At 42.4% G+C, this 18,872-nt stretch carries 17 protein-coding genes, 1 rRNA gene and 2 pseudogenes (1 of these 20 only partly in view); 10 read left to right on the forward strand and 10 right to left on the reverse strand.

Translation table 11 applies throughout. The annotated features are described in order from the left end of the window. Positions 1 to 80: 80 nt before the first annotated feature. Positions 81 to 571, forward strand: a pseudogene (locus N8A86_RS16680) (shikimate kinase). On the opposite strand, the gene N8A86_RS16685 reads toward N8A86_RS16680, so the two are convergent. Together N8A86_RS16685 and N8A86_RS16690 are read right to left on the reverse strand one after the other, a co-directional pair. Then, positions 563 to 1,060, reverse strand: a complete 498-nt coding sequence (locus N8A86_RS16685) for a phosphoribosyltransferase family protein (RefSeq protein WP_273566414.1) — start codon at positions 1,058 to 1,060, stop codon at positions 563 to 565. The pseudogene N8A86_RS16680 and the gene N8A86_RS16685 overlap by 9 nt on opposite strands. A gap of 197 nt (positions 1,061 to 1,257) precedes the next feature. Beyond that, on the reverse strand, positions 1,258 to 1,626 hold the full coding sequence (locus N8A86_RS16690; RefSeq protein WP_273566415.1) for an RNA-binding S4 domain-containing protein: 369 nt from the start codon (positions 1,624 to 1,626) through the stop codon (positions 1,258 to 1,260). A gap of 77 nt (positions 1,627 to 1,703) precedes the next feature. Here N8A86_RS16690 and N8A86_RS16695 point away from each other — a divergent pair, with 77 nt between their 5' ends. Then, on the forward strand, positions 1,704 to 2,693 hold the full coding sequence (locus tag N8A86_RS16695) for an FKBP-type peptidyl-prolyl cis-trans isomerase (protein WP_273566416.1): 990 nt from the start codon (positions 1,704 to 1,706) through the stop codon (positions 2,691 to 2,693). Positions 2,694 to 2,765: 72 nt separating this feature from the next. On the opposite strand, the gene N8A86_RS16700 is transcribed toward N8A86_RS16695, so the two are convergent. From N8A86_RS16700 to N8A86_RS16710, 3 genes are all read right to left on the reverse strand, one after another. After that, a complete protein-coding gene (locus N8A86_RS16700) occupies positions 2,766 to 3,374 on the reverse strand; it encodes an outer membrane beta-barrel protein (RefSeq protein WP_273566417.1) in 609 nt (202 codons plus the stop codon). 138 nt (positions 3,375 to 3,512) lie between these two features. Continuing rightward, entirely contained in the window at positions 3,513 to 4,463 is a 951-nt protein-coding gene (locus N8A86_RS16705; protein ID WP_273566418.1) for a transketolase family protein, read from the reverse strand. An 82-nt stretch (positions 4,464 to 4,545) separates the two neighbouring features. Continuing rightward, positions 4,546 to 5,391, reverse strand: coding sequence for a transketolase (locus tag N8A86_RS16710; protein ID WP_273566419.1), 846 nt, complete (start codon positions 5,389 to 5,391; stop codon positions 4,546 to 4,548). Between the two features lie 159 nt (positions 5,392 to 5,550). Between N8A86_RS16710 and tgt the strand changes: the two genes are divergently transcribed. From tgt to N8A86_RS16735, 5 genes and pseudogenes are all read left to right on the forward strand, one after another. Next, positions 5,551 to 6,681 (forward strand): tRNA guanosine(34) transglycosylase Tgt, encoded by a 1,131-nt coding sequence (gene tgt / locus N8A86_RS16715; RefSeq protein WP_273566420.1) that lies wholly within the window; start codon positions 5,551 to 5,553, stop codon positions 6,679 to 6,681. After that, positions 6,682 to 7,761, forward strand: a complete 1,080-nt coding sequence (locus N8A86_RS16720; RefSeq protein WP_273566421.1) for an LptF/LptG family permease — start codon at positions 6,682 to 6,684, stop codon at positions 7,759 to 7,761. Positions 7,762 to 7,866: 105 nt separating this feature from the next. Then, positions 7,867 to 8,819, forward strand: a pseudogene (locus tag N8A86_RS16725) (acetyl-CoA carboxylase carboxyltransferase subunit alpha). 155 nt (positions 8,820 to 8,974) lie between these two features. After that, positions 8,975 to 10,522 carry a replicative DNA helicase gene (gene dnaB / locus N8A86_RS16730; RefSeq protein ID WP_273566422.1) on the forward strand — a complete coding sequence of 516 codons (1,548 nt, stop codon included), beginning with the start codon at positions 8,975 to 8,977 and terminating at the stop codon, positions 10,520 to 10,522. Between the two features lie 150 nt (positions 10,523 to 10,672). Continuing rightward, on the forward strand, positions 10,673 to 11,932 hold the full coding sequence (locus tag N8A86_RS16735) for an asparagine synthetase B (protein WP_273566423.1): 1,260 nt from the start codon (positions 10,673 to 10,675) through the stop codon (positions 11,930 to 11,932). A gap of 104 nt (positions 11,933 to 12,036) precedes the next feature. Here the strand turns inward: N8A86_RS16735 and N8A86_RS16740 are convergent, their stop codons facing one another. Continuing rightward, entirely contained in the window at positions 12,037 to 12,831 is a 795-nt protein-coding gene (locus N8A86_RS16740) for an HAD family hydrolase (protein ID WP_273566424.1), read from the reverse strand. 90 nt (positions 12,832 to 12,921) lie between these two features. Between N8A86_RS16740 and N8A86_RS16745 the strand changes: the two genes are divergently transcribed. Next, the gene (locus tag N8A86_RS16745; RefSeq protein ID WP_273566425.1) at positions 12,922 to 13,344 is read left to right on the forward strand and encodes a secondary thiamine-phosphate synthase enzyme YjbQ; all 423 of its coding nucleotides are present in this window, start codon (positions 12,922 to 12,924) and stop codon (positions 13,342 to 13,344) included. 78 nt (positions 13,345 to 13,422) lie between these two features. Further along, the gene (locus N8A86_RS16750) at positions 13,423 to 13,695 is read left to right on the forward strand and encodes an EF-hand domain-containing protein (RefSeq protein ID WP_273566426.1); all 273 of its coding nucleotides are present in this window, start codon (positions 13,423 to 13,425) and stop codon (positions 13,693 to 13,695) included. Between the two features lie 72 nt (positions 13,696 to 13,767). Here the strand turns inward: N8A86_RS16750 and rplT are convergent, their stop codons facing one another. From rplT to thrS, 4 genes are all read right to left on the reverse strand, one after another. Continuing rightward, a complete protein-coding gene (gene rplT / locus N8A86_RS16755; RefSeq protein ID WP_273566427.1) occupies positions 13,768 to 14,112 on the reverse strand; it encodes a 50S ribosomal protein L20 in 345 nt (114 codons plus the stop codon). A gap of 94 nt (positions 14,113 to 14,206) precedes the next feature. Further along, entirely contained in the window at positions 14,207 to 14,404 is a 198-nt protein-coding gene (rpmI, locus tag N8A86_RS16760; protein ID WP_273566428.1) for a 50S ribosomal protein L35, read from the reverse strand. Between the two features lie 108 nt (positions 14,405 to 14,512). Beyond that, positions 14,513 to 15,064, reverse strand: coding sequence for a translation initiation factor IF-3 (gene infC / locus N8A86_RS16765; RefSeq protein ID WP_273569086.1), 552 nt, complete (start codon positions 15,062 to 15,064; stop codon positions 14,513 to 14,515). 29 nt (positions 15,065 to 15,093) lie between these two features. Then, positions 15,094 to 17,040 carry a threonine--tRNA ligase gene (gene thrS, locus N8A86_RS16770; protein ID WP_273566429.1) on the reverse strand — a complete coding sequence of 649 codons (1,947 nt, stop codon included), beginning with the start codon at positions 17,038 to 17,040 and terminating at the stop codon, positions 15,094 to 15,096. A 597-nt stretch (positions 17,041 to 17,637) separates the two neighbouring features. Between thrS and N8A86_RS16775 the strand changes: the two genes are divergently transcribed. After that, positions 17,638 to 18,872, forward strand: a 16S ribosomal RNA gene (locus tag N8A86_RS16775) (it continues 295 nt past the right edge of the window).

The raw sequence follows: 18,872 nt of genomic DNA on the forward strand, positions 1-18,872 counted from the left end.
TTCCCTTTTCTTTGAAATCAAATGGAAATGCTCCATTTTTACAAAAAACAACTTTTGTGAAGATCGTTTTATTGGGCTATATGGGCAGTGGTAAGACCACAGTTGGAAAAAGATTGGCCACGGAATTAGAAATTCCCTTTTTAGATTTGGATGGCTATATTGAGGATTCTGAAAATAGTATCATTTCGGAAATCTTCGACTCGAAGGGAGAAATCTATTTTCGAAAAAAGAATACGAGTATCTAAATCAACTTTTAGCGACCCATGATAAATTAGTGCTTTCCACTGGCGGGGGCACCCCATGCTATGGACAGAACATGAAGACGATTTTGGAGGGGACTAAAAATGTTTTCTACTTAAAACTTTCTATATCGCAATTGGTGGATAGGTTAATAGCTGAAAAAGACCATAGACCCTTGATCAAAAATATAAGGGACGAGGAATTTCCCGAGTTCATTGGCAAACATCTATTTGAGCGAAGTTTTTTTTACCAACAGGCACATCATATAATCCACTGTGATGAAAGGGCCAATGAGGATATTATCACCGAAATCAAATCACGTTTAGTCTAAATAGACGCGATCATTCTTTGCTTGAAATTTCACGTGCACATGTTCTTGAAGCGAGGTTGAAAGTGATATACCCTTGTAATCTGCCTTTACCGGATATTTTTTATGATTACGATTGACTAGAACAGCAGTTTTAAGTTGTTTTAAGGGTACACTTAAAAAATGATGCACCCCATAAATCAACGTAGTGCCCGAATTGAGGACGTCATCGACCAATACAATCGATTTATTAATGTAGTCTTCTTCAGAAATCGATGTGCTGACTCCACTTTTGACCGGGTCTTTTTTATCCATGCTGACCTTACAGAGTATAATGTCGGCATCTGTTATTTTCTGAAGCACCGATTGAATTTTCTTTGCGAACTGAAGACCGCCACCATCGATTCCTGCAATGATAATCTCCTTTTCATCTACATTGGCCTCATAGATTTGATAGGCAATCCGTTCGACCTTATGCTGTATCTGTTGATGGGTAAGAATTTTATGTTCCATGGTACTTTGTTGTATTTTCAAAGATAGCAAACTGTAGTTGGTTTCAAGTTTCTAAGGTTTCAGGTTTAAAACTAGAAAATAGAATTCGTATATTTTTTAATCTTTAGCTTCCATCTTCCATCTTCCATCTTCCATCTTCCATCTTCCATCTTCCATCTTCCATCTTCCATCTTCCGACTTCCAATTTCCGACCAAACTCATTCCTCCTCCAAATAACCATCTATTTCACGACGGTCTTTTTTGGTAGGTCTTCCCATTCCTTTTTTTCGGTAATAATCTTTTGAGTATTGCAAGAGCTCATTGTGCTCAAAGGCGGTTTTCGGAGTGGTATCCTTACGATAGATATCCACCAACTTGGCGCCGACCCTACTTTTTGGGATATCCAAAACCGTAAGTTCATAATTCACCTGGTTCTTTCTTACAACAATTTTGTCCATGGGATATACCTCCCTAGAGGGTTTTATCGCTTGATCATTAATTTTGACATGACCTTTTTTACAGGCCGTGGAGGCCATATTCCGAGTCTTAAAATAACGGGTGCTCCAAAGGTATTTATCGATTCGCATAACAATTAAAAATCTTTGTTAACGTAGACCACAAAAATAGGGGAAAATTGTATCTTGCCGCCTTTAATTGCTAGCGGATGAGAATGAATCGAATGTTTTTTCTAATGTTGATGATAGGGGTCGCATGGTCTTGTAAAAAAGACGACGGGCCTGAGATTGAACTTGTGCCACCAAGGTTATTGGCTGAAGTTGTAGTTGAAAATGATGCCGAGATCAAAGCCTATTTACAAACTCATTTTTACAACTATGAGGAATTTGAAAACCCTCCCGCTGATTTTGACTTCAAGATTAAGATAGACACTATTGCTGGAGAAAACGCCGATAAGAGACCTTTATTGGAAGAAACCAAGCTTGCACAAAGAACGGTCAATGTCTCATCAGGGCATTTTTCTCTTAACACTAACGAAGAAGATATTCAGCATACCTACTATTACCTTACTGTGCGAGAAGGGACAGGAGAACAACTGACTGTCGCCGATTCTACCTATGTTCGGTACGAAGGTAGTTTGCTTAATGGTCAGGTCTTTGATGGGTCAATATTCACCCCTGTATGGTTCGATTTAGCAAGGATACAGGCCCCTCAGCAGGGTGCTCGTGGTTTTTCTGAGGGAACTTCACACTTTAAAGCTGGTGGTGAGGTGACGGTAAATGATGACGGAACATTTACGGTTGATGGGTATGGTATAGGATTGATTATCATGCCTTCAGGTCTTGGTTTTTATAGCACATCTCAGTCTACAATACCGGCATATAGTCCTTTGATTTTTAAAGTGGATGTTTTTGCGGTTAACAAAACAGATCATGATCAAGACGGAATTCCTTCAATTCAAGAAGATTTGAACGGTGATGGATATTTATACAATGATGATACCGATCAAGCATTCGAGGATGCAAACGGACTTCAGCGGGTTGTTGATTTCTTGGATAGCGATGATGACGGTGATGGGGAGGCGACGAGCGAAGAGATTTTAATTGATGGTGAAATAAAGACAGATGAAAACGGAATTGTAATTTTTCCGGATAGTGATGGTGACGGCAATCCCGATCATAGAGATGACGATAGTTAGTATTTCATGGTAGAATGAGTTAATAAAAAAGCCCTGAACATTCAGGGCTTTTTTATTAACTTCTATATTCTTTTATAATTTGAGGGAAAGTCCGAATATAACTTGCGAGGGCCTTGCATCGACACGGCCCGAGATATCGGTAACATTGTCGCCGATAAAATTAGCTTCATTTTTAGATAGCCCTCTTTCATAACGTACGTCAAGACCGATTTTGCCCAGATTTACCCCAACGCCGAACTGTGCGCCAAAACTAAAATCTTTCTCGATATTATTTACGGTAAGCCCTTCAAGTTCGTTTTCCAAAATATATTGAAAAGTTGGTCCTGCAAAAACATGTAGGGGTCCAATGACCTTGACTCCCACAAGTACTGGCATATCGAGCTTTGAGATATCGTACTGGGTGCCGTTGGCAACATCGTAGCCACTTTGGGTTTTTGTATAGAGCAGTTCAGGGCGTATGTACAATCGTAATAGGTCTATTTTTCCAAAGATCCCGAAATGATATCCGACCTTTCCGTCGGATCCCCTGACAATATCTTCCGCGGCGTTTCCGACGGAGGCTACCAAGTCGCCGTTCTGGCCGTAATTGAGCCCCCCTTTAATACCAAAACCTGAATCTTTTTGTGCAAATGCAGTGATGCTTATCATAGCATATACTGCCAGTAGAAGTGTTCTTTTCATTTGTTCCTATTTTAAGTGTTCTAGAGAACAAATGTCTCGAATCAATAGCATGGAAGTCGCCGGTAACGACAGCGAAATTGACCGAATTAAGATGTTCTCGTTCTTAATACCCCAACGGTATCAAAAACGATACCATTGTCATTTTCTTTTCAATACCTTCAAAACGGCCTTCTCGATGGCTTTATTGTTTAGGCCGTACTTCTCCATAAGCTGTTCTGGGGTACCGCTTTCACCGAAAGTATCTTGGGTGGCAACGAATTCTTGTGGCGTAGGATGCTGATTGGCAAGGGTTCTGGAGATGCTTTCGCCCAATCCGCCCAGATAATTATGCTCTTCGGCCGTAACCACGCATCCAGTTTTTTTAACAGACTTTAACACGGCTTCCTCGTCAAGCGGCTTGATCGTATGAATATTGATGACCTCTGCCGAAACACCCTGGTTTTCCAAATTTTCAGCAGCGATCAATGCTTCCCACACCAGATGTCCGGTTGCGATGATGGTCACATCGGTTCCTTCATTGAGCATCAGTGCTTTTCCTATTTCGAATTTTTGGTCGACGGGGGTGAAGTTCGCTACTTTGGGTCTTCCGAACCTAAGATATACGGGGCCTTCGTAGTCGGCAATCGCCAAGGTCGCCGCTTTGGTCTGGTTGTAATCACAGGGATTGATAACTGTCATACCTGGAAGCATTTTCATCATACCGATATCCTCCAAAATTTGGTGGGTGGCCCCATCCTCTCCCAAAGTAACACCCGCATGCGAAGCACATATTTTCACATTCTTGCCTGAATAGGCTATGGATTGGCGAATTTGATCATAGACCCTGCCTGTGGCAAAATTGGCGAACGTGCTCGCAAAAGGTATTTTACCACCAATGGTCAACCCGGCCGCAATACCCATCATATTGGCCTCGGCAATTCCGATTTGAAAAAACCGATCCGGATTCTCATCGATAAACGGCTGAATTTTCAAGGAACCCACCAAATCGGCGCACAGGGCAACGACATTGGGGTTGGTTCTTCCTAATTCGGTCATGGCATCGCCATAACCACTTCGCGTATCGTTTTTACCTTGGTCTGTGTATTTCATATCAATAGTTCTTAATAAGTAGCAGGTAGTTTTCTTGCTTTAAAGCCTAAGAGTGCAGTGGTCTTAGTTCTTTGTGTCTCACTTAGTAATCTCCCAAAGTTTCAGGATTCTGCGATAGGGCCGTTTCCAATTGCTCATCATTCGGGGCTTTCCCGTGCCACGCATGGGTGTGCATCATAAAATCCACACCGTTGCCCATGACCGTATTCATAATGATACAGACCGGTTTTCCTTTTCCTGTTCTGCGCTTTGCCTCTTTTAGTCCTTCGATGACTTCGCCGAGGTCGTTGCCATTTTCAATCTCCAGGACGTTCCATCCGAATACTTTGAATTTCTCGGCTAGGTTTCCTAAAGGCAACACCGCTTCGGTAGGGCCGTCGATTTGTTGTCCGTTTCTATCAATTGTGCTGATGAGATTGTCAACCTTATTTCCTGCGGCATACATAATGGCCTCCCAATTTTGGCCTTCCTGTAGCTCGCCGTCGCCATGAAGACTATAGATAAGATGGTCATCGCCGTTCAGTTTTTTGGCCAAAGCGGCTCCGATGGCCACTGACATCCCTTGCCCTAAAGAACCGGAAGCAACGCGTATACCGGGCAATCCTTCATGCGTCGTCGGATGCCCTTGTAGGCGTGAATTTATCAGTCGGAAGGTGTTCAACTCATCCACAGGAAAATATCCTTTTCTGGCAAGAACACTATAGAATACAGGCGAAATATGTCCGTTGGATAAAAAGAAAAGGTCCTCGCCGACACCATCCATATCGAAACCTTCTTTCAACTCCATAATTTCATGGTACTGCGCCACAAAAAACTCGGTACAGCCCAAAGATCCCCCGGGATGCCCCGAATTTACCTTGTGCACCATCCGTAAAATATCCCTTCGGGTTTGTATGACAATATCTTGAAGCTCTTCTAATTTTGGCATTTTCTAGTGATTTTGAAGTTACAAAAGTAGGAGCAATGTTTGGGGGAAACAAGCCCAGTTGTTAGATTTTATTAACGGAAGACCTTAGGGTCAACTTTATTGATTTGTTAAGGTTTTTATGCATCGCAGTTGGTTATCTTTGCCCCTTGAATCGACGTTTTGATCTTTACACTACAACATACTGATACCCATTCAAAGGCCCGTGCAGGGAAAATGGTAACCGATCATGGCACTATTGAGACGCCAATTTTTATGCCTGTGGGAACTGCCGCCTCGGTCAAGGGGGTTCATCAAAAAGAACTACGGGAAGAAATCGACCCCGATATCATTCTAGGCAATACCTATCATCTTTTTTTACGACCAAAAATTCCAATAATTAAGGCCGCCGGCGGACTGCATAAGTTCATGGGCTGGGAACGTAATCTATTGACCGATAGTGGAGGATATCAAGTATATTCACTTTCGGCCAACCGAAAGATAAAGGAAGAAGGGGTGAAGTTCAAGTCTCATATCGATGGGTCACTTCACTTTTTCACACCGGAAAATGTAATGGAAATACAAAGGGATATCGGCGCGGATATCATCATGGCCTTCGACGAGTGTACGCCATATCCGTGTGATTATCAATACGCCAAACGCTCAATGCACATGACCCATCGGTGGCTGGATCGCTGTATGGCACATCTTGAAAAGACTCCTTTTACATATGACTATGCACAGACTTTTTTTCCTATCGTACAAGGTTCTACCTATAAAGACTTAAGACGGCAATCTGCTGAATACATTGCGAATTCAAGTGCCGCGGGAAATGCCATCGGTGGACTCTCTGTTGGTGAACCTGCCGATGAGATGTATGCCATGACCGAAGTGGTATGTGAAATTTTACCCGAAGACAAGCCCCGATATTTAATGGGCGTGGGTACCCCAATCAACATTCTCGAGAATATAGCACTGGGTATCGATATGTTCGATTGTGTGATGCCCACTCGAAATGCCAGAAATGGTATGCTTTTTACCGCTCATGGTACTATCAATATCAAGAACAAGAAATGGGAAGATGATTTTTCGCCTCTCGATGAGATGGGTACTACCTTTGTAGACAAGGAATATTCAAAGGCCTATTTGAGACATCTTTTTGCTGCCAATGAATATTTGGGCAAGCAGATAGCGACCATTCATAATCTTGGGTTTTATATGTGGTTGGTTCGCGAGGCGAGAAAACATATTTTAGCAGGAGATTTTTATGATTGGAAAACCACCATGGTCAAACAGATGGATAAACGCCTGTAAGTGAGCATACTCGATAAATACATATTAAAAAGGTATTTGGTCACTTTGGCGGCAATGCTTTTGTTGTTCATTCCTATAAGCATCATGGCGCACCTGGCCGAACAAATAGGAAAAATGCAGGACAATGAGGCGCCCTTGAACGAAATACTGGTCTATTTTGGAAATTTCACCATTTATGTCGGTAACGAGCTATTTCCGATTTTTCTCTTTCTTTCGATTATTTTCTTTACCTCGCGCTTGGCCGCAAATACTGAAATAATTGCCATTTTAAGTTCAGGTGTTTCGTATAACCGATTTTTGCGTCCCTATCTTATGGGCGCATCGATAGTTGCTGTGGTCATGTTGTTGATGAGTATGTTCTTGGTGCCTTCGGCCAGTAAAGGATTTAACGAATTCAAATACAAGTACTTAAAAAAGGGTAGGGAAAATCGACAAACAGAGAATATCTTTAATCAACTCAACGAGCGTGATTTTATTTATGTAAGTAGTTTTGACCCGGCGAGGCAGGTGGGCAATAATTTTACCTTTGAGCGCTTTAACAATGACAATACGTTGGATTTCAAAATTTCCGCTGCCAATATCAGGTGGGTCGAAAAAGATACGGTATACCGGCTGACGTCATATCAAAAAAGAAAGATTGTTGGCGATTCTTCCATCATAGAGAACAAGCCAAGATTGGACACTCTTTTTAATTTTCGTATTGATGACCTCACTCCGGTTTCGTATGTGGCCGAAACGAAGAATTTTATTGAACTGAATAAATTTATCGAAGATCAGAAGCGCAAAGGTGCTTCGAATATCAATACCTATATCTTGGTGAAATATAAACGTTGGGCATTGCCGATTACTGCCTTTATTTTGACCATTATTGCCGTGGCCGTATCTTCGGTAAAGCGACGCGGCGGAATGGGGGTCAATCTGGCTTTTGGTATTTTGGTGGCTTTCGTCTTTATATTCTTTGACAGGGTATTCGGAACGCTGGCCCAACAATCAGGATTTTCACCATTACTGGCCGTCCTGATTCCGAATATTTCTTTTGGATTGTTGGCGTTTTATCTGTTGCAGAAGGCCAAGCGGTAAAAACAACTAAAAGAGTGTGGTAGGGTGATTAAAAAACACGTCTCGGCCTGATCATAGCTATTAAAATTTTATATTTGTCGAATTCAATGAACAAACAGACTACCCATGGAGTATTTGGATTTTGAACTACCAATAAAAGAACTCGAAGAGCAACTTGACAAATGTCAGATCATCGGCGAAGAGAGTGATGTCGATGTTTCAGAAACTTGCAAACAGATAGAAAAAAAGCTGACCGAAACCCGTAAGGATATATATAAAAACCTTACCGCATGGCAGCGCGTGCAGCTTTCCAGACACCCTAATAGACCTTATACATTAGATTATATTCGTGCCATCTGCGGAGAAACTTTTCTTGAACTACACGGCGATCGCAATGTGAAGGATGATAAGGCCATGATCGGAGGATTGGGTAAAATAGGGGATCAAAGCTATATGTTCATTGGGCAGCAAAAAGGCTATAATACAAAAACAAGGCAATACCGAAATTTCGGAATGGCGAATCCGGAAGGGTATCGAAAGGCATTACGTTTGATGAAATCCGCCGAGAAATTCAACATTCCCGTGGTAGCGCTCATAGATACCCCTGGTGCTTTTCCGGGATCGAAGCCGAAGAACGCGGACAGGGAGAAGCCATTGCACGTAATATTTTGGAAATGACACGTTTGAAAGTTCCGATTATCGTAATTATCATTGGCGAAGGAGCTTCGGGCGGTGCTTTGGGCATCGGTGTGGGTGACCGTGTTTTAATGTTGGAAAATACATGGTATAGCGTAATCTCACCAGAATCTTGTTCTTCTATTTTATGGAGAAGCTGGGAGTATAAAGAACAAGCCGCGGATGCATTGAAATTGACCGCTACCGACATGAAAAAATTAAAACTTATTGATGAAATCGTTCGTGAGCCGGCCGGTGGCGCACATAGTGATCGTGACAAGACTTTTGAAATCGTCAAGAACAAAATTGTGACCCATTATGAAGAATTGCAAAAGTTATCACCAAAAGATTTGGTAAGCCAGCGTATGGATAAATATGCCCAAATGGGAGTTTTTAACGGCTAACGAGCCATTTTATCAAGCGCATCAAAATCCGGAAAATCAAAACTCCGGATTTTTTTGTTATCAACACAAAATCGTAACTTATGAACATACGATTGTTGAACACCTGTGAATTATAGTTCATGTTAAGGTAAGGTTAATTGCATATTTTCGTACCCATGGAAAAACCAAATCCCATTATCGGTCGTAAAATCGACAAGTCTACCATCATCAGTTTGGAGCGTGGCAAAATACCACCGCAAGCCGTTGATTTAGAGGAGGTTGTGCTTGGAGCGATGATGATAGACAAGAAAGGGGTAGATGAAGTAATAGATATCCTACACCCCGATGTGTTTTATAAGGATGCCCATCGCTTTATCTATGAAGCCATTTTTGTGTTGTTCGAAGAGTCGCAACCCGTGGATTTATTAACCGTTTCGGCCCAATTAAAGAAATCGGGTCGATTGGAGTCCGTAGGAGGTGATTTTTACCTTATAAAACTGACCCAAAAGGTCGCTTCCTCCGCACATATCGAGTTCCACGCCCGTATCATTTTACAGAAATATATTCAGCGAAGTCTCATAAAGATTTCGAACGAAATTATAGAGGACGCATATGATGAGGCCACCGATGTTTTCGATTTGTTGGACAATGCTGAATCGAAATTATACGATGTAACCCAAGGAAATTTAAAACGTTCAGCCGAGACCGCCCAGAATTTGGTCATCCAGGCAAAGAAGCGTATCGAGGAAATTGCCAACAAAGAAGGTTTGAGCGGTATACCCTCTGGTTTTGATAAAGTGGATAAACTCACTTCTGGCTGGCAACCCAGTGATTTGGTAATCATCGCTGCCCGTCCGGGTATGGGTAAAACGGCCTTGACACTTTCCATGGCGCGAAATATGGCGGTAAACGCTGATATTCCGGTTGCATTCTTTTCCTTGGAGATGTCATCGGTACAGTTGATTACAAGATTGATTTCTTCCGAAACCGGACTTTCTTCCGAAAAACTTCGTACCGGAAGATTAGAAAAACACGAATGGGAGCAATTGAACGTAAAAGTAAAAGCACTGGAAAAAGCGCCTTTGTTCATTGATGATACACCTTCGTTATCCATTTTTGATTTAAGGGCCAAGGCCAGACGCTTATCGTCACAACATGATATCAAACTGATAGTTATCGATTACCTGCAATTAATGACCGCCGGAGGAAGTCAAAAAGGAGGAAATCGAGAGCAAGAAATCTCTACCATTTCAAGAAATTTAAAGGCATTGGCAAAAGAACTTAACGTTCCTGTAATTGCCTTGTCACAGCTATCAAGGGCGGTCGAGACACGTGGTGGCAGCAAAAGGCCGATACTTTCCGACCTTCGTGAATCTGGAGCCATCGAACAAGATGCCGATATTGTATCGTTCATCTATCGCCCTGAATATTACAAAATCGAGGAATGGGACGATGAGGAACGAACCCCAACTGCTGGGCAAGCAGAGTTTATTGTTGCCAAGCACCGTAATGGTGGTCTTGACAATATTCGCTTAAAATTTGTTGGGAACCTCGGCAAGTTCGATAACCTAGATGACTTTGATTCCCCGTTTGAGTTCCAGTCGAAAATGAATGCGAATGAAGAAAATCCGTTTATCACTAAAAATCTACCAGATGCCAATGAGGCGTTCGGAAGTTCAATGAACGATGATTTAGAACCCGATGATAACGATGTACCCTTTTAATAGAAAAGGATAAAGTTTAGTTCGACCCTTATTCTATAGGGGAATTGTCGATAGACGGGGCAATATTTTGCAAAATCTTTAACGCGCTCCAAAATACGCTACTGCCATTTTTCGTTTACCTTTGAGTAGTTGATACCAAAGGAAACCTTCATGCGAATTCGTCTTTTCTCTTTATTCTTTATTCTTTTTTCATTTCAGGTTTCTGCATCCTCCATTTTAATTCCCATGGATGCCGAGAGCCAAAAGAATCACCTGAAAGCCTACGGAGTTACCTATTGGGTCTTGACCAAACAGCAGAAAGTACAGTGGTTGTTGAATTATAGGGGAGGCAGTTTTTTGTTGCCGGATGGTGATAACATTCGCAAAGAGTGCCAAATACGCGGCGTGTCTTTCGAAATTTTGTCAGATGCCCAGGCACAATCTATTTTGGACGATGTTGGCAGTCCCTCGCAAAATCAGGAAGCTGTGATTTTGGAAAAAGCACCGAAAATAGCGGTGTATAGTCCTAAAGGAAATCCACCTTGGGACGATGCCGTAACCATGGTCCTGACCTATGCCGAGATTCCGTATGAAACGGTTTATGATGAGGAAGTATTGGATGATAAATTGGTGCTTTTTGATTGGCTCCATCTCCATCATGAAGATTTTACCGGGCAATTTGGAAAATTCTATGGGGCGTATCGCGCTACCCCATGGTACATCGAGCAAAAACAGGAAGCGGAGGCTTTGGCAGCGAAATTAGGTTTCGATAAAGTCTCTGAATCCAAACGGGCGGTCGCCCTTAAAATAAGAAACTATGTAATCGGTGGCGGATTTATGTTCGCCATGTGCTCGGCGACCGATAGTTTTGATATTGCCTTGGCGGCCGATGGAGTCGATATCTGTGAGCCTATGTTCGATGGGGATCCATCCGATGCCAACTATCAGAGCAGATTGGATTATAAAAAAACATTTGCCTTTACGGATTTTGTATTGGAACGTAGCCCGAATCGCTATGAGTTTTCATCCATCGATATGACCGATAAAAGAAGAATGCCGCGGGAAACCGATTATTTCACTTTAATGGATTTTTCAGCAAAGTGGGATCCAGTGCCGACCATGTTATGTCAAAACCATACCGCTTTGGTCAAAGGCTTTATGGGGCAGACGACTTCTTTTGCGCGTGATGAAATCAAACCTACCGTAATGGTTTTGGGCGAAAACAAAATCAATAATGAGGCCCGCTATATTCACGGTATCAAAGGAAAAGGTTTTTTTACATTTTATGGGGGCCATGATCCCGAAGACTACCAACATAGGGTAGGAGACCCGAAAACAGAACTGGAGCTTCACCCAACTTCCCCCGGGTATCGACTGATTTTAAACAATGTATTGTTCCCTGCGGCACGAAAAAAGAAGCAAAAGACCTGAAAAGAGTTTAAGGTTCACTCGCTACTTCGTAGCTATTTGAAGCTCAAGGTCGCAAAGGTTACTAAACCTGTCTAAGGCAGAATTGAATATTGAACACTTGCCACTTAAGCCAAAAGTAGCTCCAATACCCGCTCTACTCCAAAATCATTATTGCTAGCGGTTGAATACTTTGCAGCTGCCTTCACATTCGGATGTGCGTTTTCCATCGCGAAACTAAAATCGGCCAGTGCAAGCATTTCCAAGTCATTGTTATAATCTCCAAAAACCAAGGTTTCTTCCGGACCAATGCCATGCATTTCCTGTACTTTTTGTAAGGCATAACCTTTATGGGCATCGGGACTTGAAATATCGACCCAGTTTTCTCCTGAGATTTTCACCTTCAAATCCCCTTCCAAATGCTCAACGCCAGGGTAGATATATTTTTCTGAACTCTCAAAATGGAATATGGCGATTTTCAAAACTTCCCCATCATAATCATTTAAATTATCCAATATTTCAAATTCGGTGTAATACTCTTTTAGCTTATCGATGAATCGATCGGAGGTCGGTGAAATGTGTGCATTGTTCTTACTACATAATACCGGATGTATATTTTCAATAAAGGAAAGTGCTTCCAGAACCCGATTTTTCTGATGGTTAGGCAGAGGAGTAGAGACAATCTCAACTTCATTATGTATGGCAAACCCTCCATTTTCGGCAATTACAATGATATCATTCTTAATAGGATAAAGCTTATCCACGATACTATTGTACTGTCTCCCGCTGGCGGCCGCAAAAAGAATGTTTCTCTTTTTGAGTTCTGCGTAAAGTTCAAAAAACCGATCGCTCACCTGATGCTCGGAATTTAGCAAAGTTCCGTCCATATCGGTTACGACCAGTTTGATTTTGGATAAATCCATAATATTCAAATTTCAAGCAGCAAAGGTATTTGTTATGGCGGGATAATGGATTAGATTTATGAAGATTTACGTTTTGTTAATGCGACTAACATGAAATTCTATCAAAAAGAAATGCGACTTTCTTCATACCAAAGAGGTTTTCATTTGATTACAAAGGAAATATTGAATTCCATACCGGAGATTGAACAAATCGATACCGGAATACTTCAGGTATTTATAAAACACACTTCCGCCAGTCTGACCATCAATGAAAATGCAGATCCCACGGTACGCCTTGATTTTGAAAGTCATATAAATGTCATGGTACCTGAAAATGCCCCATATTACATACATGATTATGAAGGCCCTGATGATATGCCGGCACATATCAAAGCCTCGTTGATGGGCGCTTCCGTTCAAATTCCGATTACCAATGGAAAACCGAACCTGGGTATCTGGCAGGGAATTTATCTTTGCGAGCATAGAAACCGTGCGGCTGGAAGAAATTTGGTCATTACGGCTTTTGGGAATTGAGACAAGAAGTAATTTCTTCTTTTACTAACTTTACTACATAGATTACAAATAACTTAATATCCAATAATTGATATAACAATGACCACAGAAGAATCCATATTAAACAAAATTCAGATTTTAATAACCAAACATTTTGAAACCCCCAAAGCGGCCTTTGAATTTTTTGATGCTGATAACGACCGTAAGCTAAAGAAAAGTGAAATTATCAAGTTGTTAAAGGAAGCAGAGATAAACGGGTTTATCCGTGGTATTGTTTCCTCCAAACTGATTGAAGGGTACGACAAATCAGGAGATGAGTTGGTCGATTGGGACGAGTTTAAAGCAGCGATTGCAAAAATCAAGACGGCTTAAACAATAGGTATCTACAAAAAATGCCACCAGTTTTCCCGGCGGCATTTTTTAAAAGTGAGATGTTTTTAGTATTTATTTTACTTTTTCCACAATCGCCTTGAAAGCCTCAGGATGGTTCATGGCCAAATCCGCTAAAACTTTACGGTTCAATTCGATACCGCTGGCTTTTACCTTCCCCATAAATTGTGAATACGACATTCCGTGTTGACGGGCACCTGCGTTGATACGGGTAATCCACAACGCACGAAATGTTCTTTTTTTGTTTCTTCTATCGCGGTAGGCGTAGAGCATGGCTTTTTCTACCGCGTTTTTGGCTACCGTCCAGACGTTTTTACGTCTTCCGAAGTATCCTTTGGCTTGCTTCATGACCTTCTTCCTTCTGGCCCTAGAAGCAACTGCATTAACTGATCTTGGCATAATTTTAATTTTTTTGTAGTAGGCGTCCTGAACTTTTTTCAAGAACTTTTTTGCCCAACTCCATGGTTAATGAATAATTACCGAAAAGAACGGATTACTTTAAACGCAATTGTTCTTTAATACTGTTGATATCCGCTTGATGTACAAGCGTGTCATGCGTCAAAGCAAGCTTGCGTTTTTTTGATTTTTTAGTCAAAATATGACTCTTAAAAGCGTGCTTTCTTTTGATTTTACCTGTGCCCGTCAGCTTAAATCGCTTCTTCGCACTGGATTTTGTTTTCTGTTTAGGCATTTTTCCTAATTTATTTGTTATCTCACTTTGTATGCTAAACGCTGCTAGCAAAATGCCAGCAGCGTTTAGTATTCTTTAAGCGCCTGGACACTGAGCGTGGCCGAAGCGTTATTTACCTTTTGTTTTTGGCGCAATGAACATGGTCATTCGCTTTCCTTCCAATCGCGGCATCTGTTCCACTTTTCCCCATTCTTCTAACTCTGATGCCAAACGCAATAACAATATTTCACCTTGGTCCTTATAAACTATTGACCTTCCCTTGAAGAATACGTATGCTTTTAATTTTGCTCCGTCCTTCAAAAATTTTTCGGCATGTTTCTTTTTAAATTCATAATCGTGGTCATCGGTATTCGGGCCGAACCGAATTTCCTTAACGACTACTTTCGAGGCTTTCGCCTTCATGGCCTTTTCACGTTTCTTTTGTTCGTAAAGAAACTTTTTATACTCCATTATCTTACAAACCGGTGGTGCTGCGTTCGGCGAAATTTCGACCAAATCTAACCCCATCTCATCCGAAAGGTCTAAAGCTTTTCTAATCGGGTATATGCCCACTTCGATATTGTCACCAACCAGCCTAACTTCAGGTGCAAGAATTTTTTCATTGATTTTATGGGGATTTTTATTCTCCCTCCTAGGTTGGGGCCTAAATCTTTTACGTATTGCTATGACTTATATTTTTTAGTTAAACGTTAATTTAAAAACGACTTTAAGGTACTATTTATTTCTTTAGTTACCAAGTCAACAAAAGCATCTACGGTAATGGAGCCTAAATCGTCGCCTCCATGTTTACGGACCGAAATGGTATTCGCTTCCTCTTCGTTTTCCCCAACGATCAGCATAAATGGAATTTTGTTCATTTCTGCCTCTCGAATTTTCTTGCCGACAGTTTCATTCCTGTCATCAATGAGGGCGCGAATTTCGTTATTTTCTAAGGATTTTAAAACTTTTTCAGCATATTTTTCATGTTTCTCGCTTACAGGCAATACAATGGCTTGATCCGGAATCAGCCATAGCGGGAAATTACCTCCCGTATGTTCTAGTAAAAGTGCAATAAAACGTTCCATGCTTCCGAACGGCGCTCGGTGGATCATTATTGGCCTATGCAGTTCATTATCACTACCTTTATAAGTAAGGTCGAAGCGTTCGGGCAAGGTATAGTCTACCTGTATGGTACCTAATTGCCATTGTCTTCCCAAGGCATCTTTGACCATAAAGTCCAGTTTTGGTCCGTAGAAAGCGGCTTCTCCTTCTTCGATAACATAATCCAGTCCTTTTTCCTTGGCTGCATTGATAATGGCATTTTCGGCCTTTTCCCAGTTTTCGACCGTACCAATATATTTTTCTGGAGTTTTTGGGTCTCGAACGGACACCTGGGCCGTAAAATTTTCAAAACCTAAAGATCCCAATACATATAAAGATAAGTCAATGACATTTTTGAATTCTTGGTCGACTTGATCGGGAGTACAAAAGATATGTGCATCATCTTGGGTGAACCCACGTACGCGGGTCAACCCATGGAGTTCGCCGCTCTGTTCGTAGCGATATACCGTGCCGAATTCTGCATATCTTTTTGGAAGATCACGATAGCTGAAAGGTTTGTGATTAAATATCTCACAGTGATGCGGACAGTTCATCGGCTTCAACAAAAACTCTTCATCGTCTTTAGGTGTATGGATAGGTTGGAAACTGTCGGCACCATATTTTTCATAGTGCCCCGAGGTCACATACAATTCTTTTTGCCCGATGTGCGGAGTTACCACCATTTCATATCCGGCTTTCTTCTGTGCCTTTTTAAGAAAGTTCTCCAAACGTTCGCGAAGTGCCGCACCTTTAGGAAGCCAGAGCGGAAGACCTTGGCCGACCTTTTGCGAGAAAGTGAATAATTCCAATTCTTTGCCCAGCTTTCGGTGATCTCGTTTTTTAGCCTCTTCGAGCAGTTCTAGATATTCGGTCAGATCTTTTTGTTTCGGAAATGAAATTCCATAGACCCTGGTTAGTTGTGGATTTTTTTCATCACCTCGCCAATAAGCCCCGGCTACACTTAAAATCTTGATGGTTTTGACGATTCCTGTGTTTGGTATGTGCCCACCACGGCACAGGTCTGTAAACGTATCGTGATCGCAAAAGGTGATAGTTCCATCCTCAAGGTTTTCAATAAGTTCTACCTTGAATTCATTGCCCTGCTTTTTATATAAGGATAAAGCATCTTCCTTTGTGACAGCCCTCATTTTAAAATCGTGCTTGCCGCGTGCGATTTCCAAGGCCCTTTGTTCGATTTTCTGAAAATCCTTGTCCGAAACCGTATGCTCACCGAAATCCACGTCATAATAGAATCCGTTTTCGATGGCAGGCCCGATGGTCAATTTCGCTCCGGGGTACAACTCTTCCAAAGCCTGTGCAACAATATGGGAAGTAGAATGCCAAAATGCTTTCTTTCCTTCTTTGTCGTTCCATGTATAAAGTACCAGTGAACCATCCTCCTCCAGTGGTGTCACTGTTTCGACTGTGTTACCATTGAATTGGGCCGATATAACGTTTCTGGCCAAACCCTCACTGATGCTCTTAGCCACATCTATTGGAGTACTTCCCTTGGCAAACTCTTTTACGGTGCCGTCTGGTAACGTAATTTTTATCATGCATTAAATTTCTAGCAATAAGTCTGCAAAGATACTATCTATCATTTACGCTTACAATATATAGGGTATATGATTTTGGGGGTTCCCCATTTTTACGAAATGTCTAGGGCTACCTGCCTGCCGGTCCACTGTATCTCTAGGTAAACATGGGTATGACGCTCCCTTGTCACTATGAACGAAGTCGAGGGGGCTAACACTTGATCATTTTCCGCTAAAAAAGTTTGTGGGTATGCATGGAAAACATTAAATTTAATACCCTTTTTACGATTGAAGATTGAGTTAAAAATCTAATGATTAGAGGGTTAAAGAAATGGCTTGAAAAAAAGTTTAAAAAAGATTGAAATAAACTTTTTAATTAAAAAAACCATCTTATATTTGCACCCGCTTTGGGCGTATAGGATTTGATGTTGTTGGAGGAAAAGCGTTATTAAGGGGGCTTACGGGCTTTCTTTTTTTTGGATAGTTCATTGACATACTGTGAAGACAAACGACCCCCGCCCAAGGGCGGGGGAAGGAACCATATTGAGATTTAATAGGATTGAGATACGGGGCCGGGAGATTGTTTTTCGTCGGGCGCGTAAGATTATTTACAGATTAACGATGAAGAGTTTGATCCTGGCTCAGGATGAACGCTAGCGGCAGGCCTAACACATGCAAGTCGAGGGGCAGCGGGAGGAAGCTTGCTTTCTTGCCGGCGACCGGCGCACGGGTGCGCACCGCGTATGGAACCTGCCCTTTACAGGGGAATAGCCCAGAGAAATTTGGATTAATGCCCCGTGGTACCTTTAGATAGCATTATCATAAGGTTAAAGGCTTCGGCCGGTAAAGGATGGCCATGCGTCCCATTAGCTTGATGGTAAGGTAACGGCTTACCATGGCTACGATGGGTAGGGGCCCTGAGAGGGGATCCCCCACACTGGTACTGAGACACGGACCAGACTCCTACGGGAGGCAGCAGTGAGGAATATTGGACAATGGAGGAGACTCTGATCCAGCCATGCCGCGTGCAGGAAGAATGCCCTATGGGTAGTAAACTGCTTTTATACGGGAAGAAAGAGGGGCACGTGTGCCCTGTTGACGGTACCGTAAGAATAAGGACCGGCTAACTCCGTGCCAGCAGCCGCGGTAATACGGAGGGTCCGAGCGTTATCCGGAATTATTGGGTTTAAAGGGTCCGTAGGCGGGCCGATAAGTCAGGGGTGAAAGTCTGCGGCTCAACCGTAGAAATGCCTTTGATACTGTCGGTCTTGAGTCATGGTGAAGTTGGCGGAATATGTAGTGTAGCGGTGAAATGCATAGATATTACATAGAACACCGATTGCGAAGGCAGCTGACTAACCATGAACTGACGCTGATGGACGAAAGCGTGGGGAGCGAACAGGATTAGATACCCTGGTAGTCCACGCCGTAAACGATGGATACTAGCTGTCCGCTGCCTTGAGCAGTGGGCGGCCAAGCGAAAGTGATAAGTATCCCACCTGGGGAGTACGTTCGCAAGAATGAAACTCAAAGGAATTGACGGGGGCCCGCACAAGCGGTGGAGCATGTGGTTTAATTCGATGATACGCGAGGAACCTTACCAGGGCTTAAATGCATATTGACAGGGGTAGAGATACCTTTTCCTTCGGGCAATTTGCAAGGTGCTGCATGGTTGTCGTCAGCTCGTGCCGTGAGGTGTCAGGTTAAGTCCTATAACGAGCGCAACCCCTACCGTTAGTTGCCAGCATGTCATGATGGGGACTCTAACGGGACTGCCGGTGCAAACCGCGAGGAAGGTGGGGACGACGTCAAATCATCACGGCCCTTACGTCCTGGGCCACACACGTGCTACA

Origin of the sequence: Maribacter halichondriae (genome assembly GCF_027474825.1) — a bacterium.
Classification (GTDB): Bacteria; Bacteroidota; Bacteroidia; order Flavobacteriales; family Flavobacteriaceae; genus Meishania; species Meishania halichondriae.

Coding starts and splice junctions, on each gene's coding strand:
- N8A86_RS16735 (WP_273566423.1), top strand. CDS start 10,673: ATGCGAATTCGTCTTTTCTCTTTATTCTTTATTCTTTTTTCATTTCAG.
- N8A86_RS16750 (WP_273566426.1), top strand. CDS start 13,423: ATGACCACAGAAGAATCCATATTAAACAAAATTCAGATTTTAATAACC.
- N8A86_RS16700 (WP_273566417.1), bottom strand. CDS start 3,374: ATGAAAAGAACACTTCTACTGGCAGTATATGCTATGATAAGCATCACT.
- N8A86_RS16710 (WP_273566419.1), bottom strand. CDS start 5,391: ATGCCAAAATTAGAAGAGCTTCAAGATATTGTCATACAAACCCGAAGG.
- N8A86_RS16695 (WP_273566416.1), top strand. CDS start 1,704: ATGAGAATGAATCGAATGTTTTTTCTAATGTTGATGATAGGGGTCGCA.
- N8A86_RS16690 (WP_273566415.1), bottom strand. CDS start 1,626: ATGCGAATCGATAAATACCTTTGGAGCACCCGTTATTTTAAGACTCGG.
- thrS (WP_273566429.1), bottom strand. CDS start 17,040: ATGATAAAAATTACGTTACCAGACGGCACCGTAAAAGAGTTTGCCAAG.
- rplT (WP_273566427.1), bottom strand. CDS start 14,112: ATGCCAAGATCAGTTAATGCAGTTGCTTCTAGGGCCAGAAGGAAGAAG.
- N8A86_RS16685 (WP_273566414.1), bottom strand. CDS start 1,060: ATGGAACATAAAATTCTTACCCATCAACAGATACAGCATAAGGTCGAA.
- N8A86_RS16740 (WP_273566424.1), bottom strand. CDS start 12,831: ATGGATTTATCCAAAATCAAACTGGTCGTAACCGATATGGACGGAACT.
- N8A86_RS16745 (WP_273566425.1), top strand. CDS start 12,922: ATGAAATTCTATCAAAAAGAAATGCGACTTTCTTCATACCAAAGAGGT.
- rpmI (WP_273566428.1), bottom strand. CDS start 14,404: ATGCCTAAACAGAAAACAAAATCCAGTGCGAAGAAGCGATTTAAGCTG.
- N8A86_RS16705 (WP_273566418.1), bottom strand. CDS start 4,463: ATGAAATACACAGACCAAGGTAAAAACGATACGCGAAGTGGTTATGGC.
- dnaB (WP_273566422.1), top strand. CDS start 8,975: ATGGAAAAACCAAATCCCATTATCGGTCGTAAAATCGACAAGTCTACC.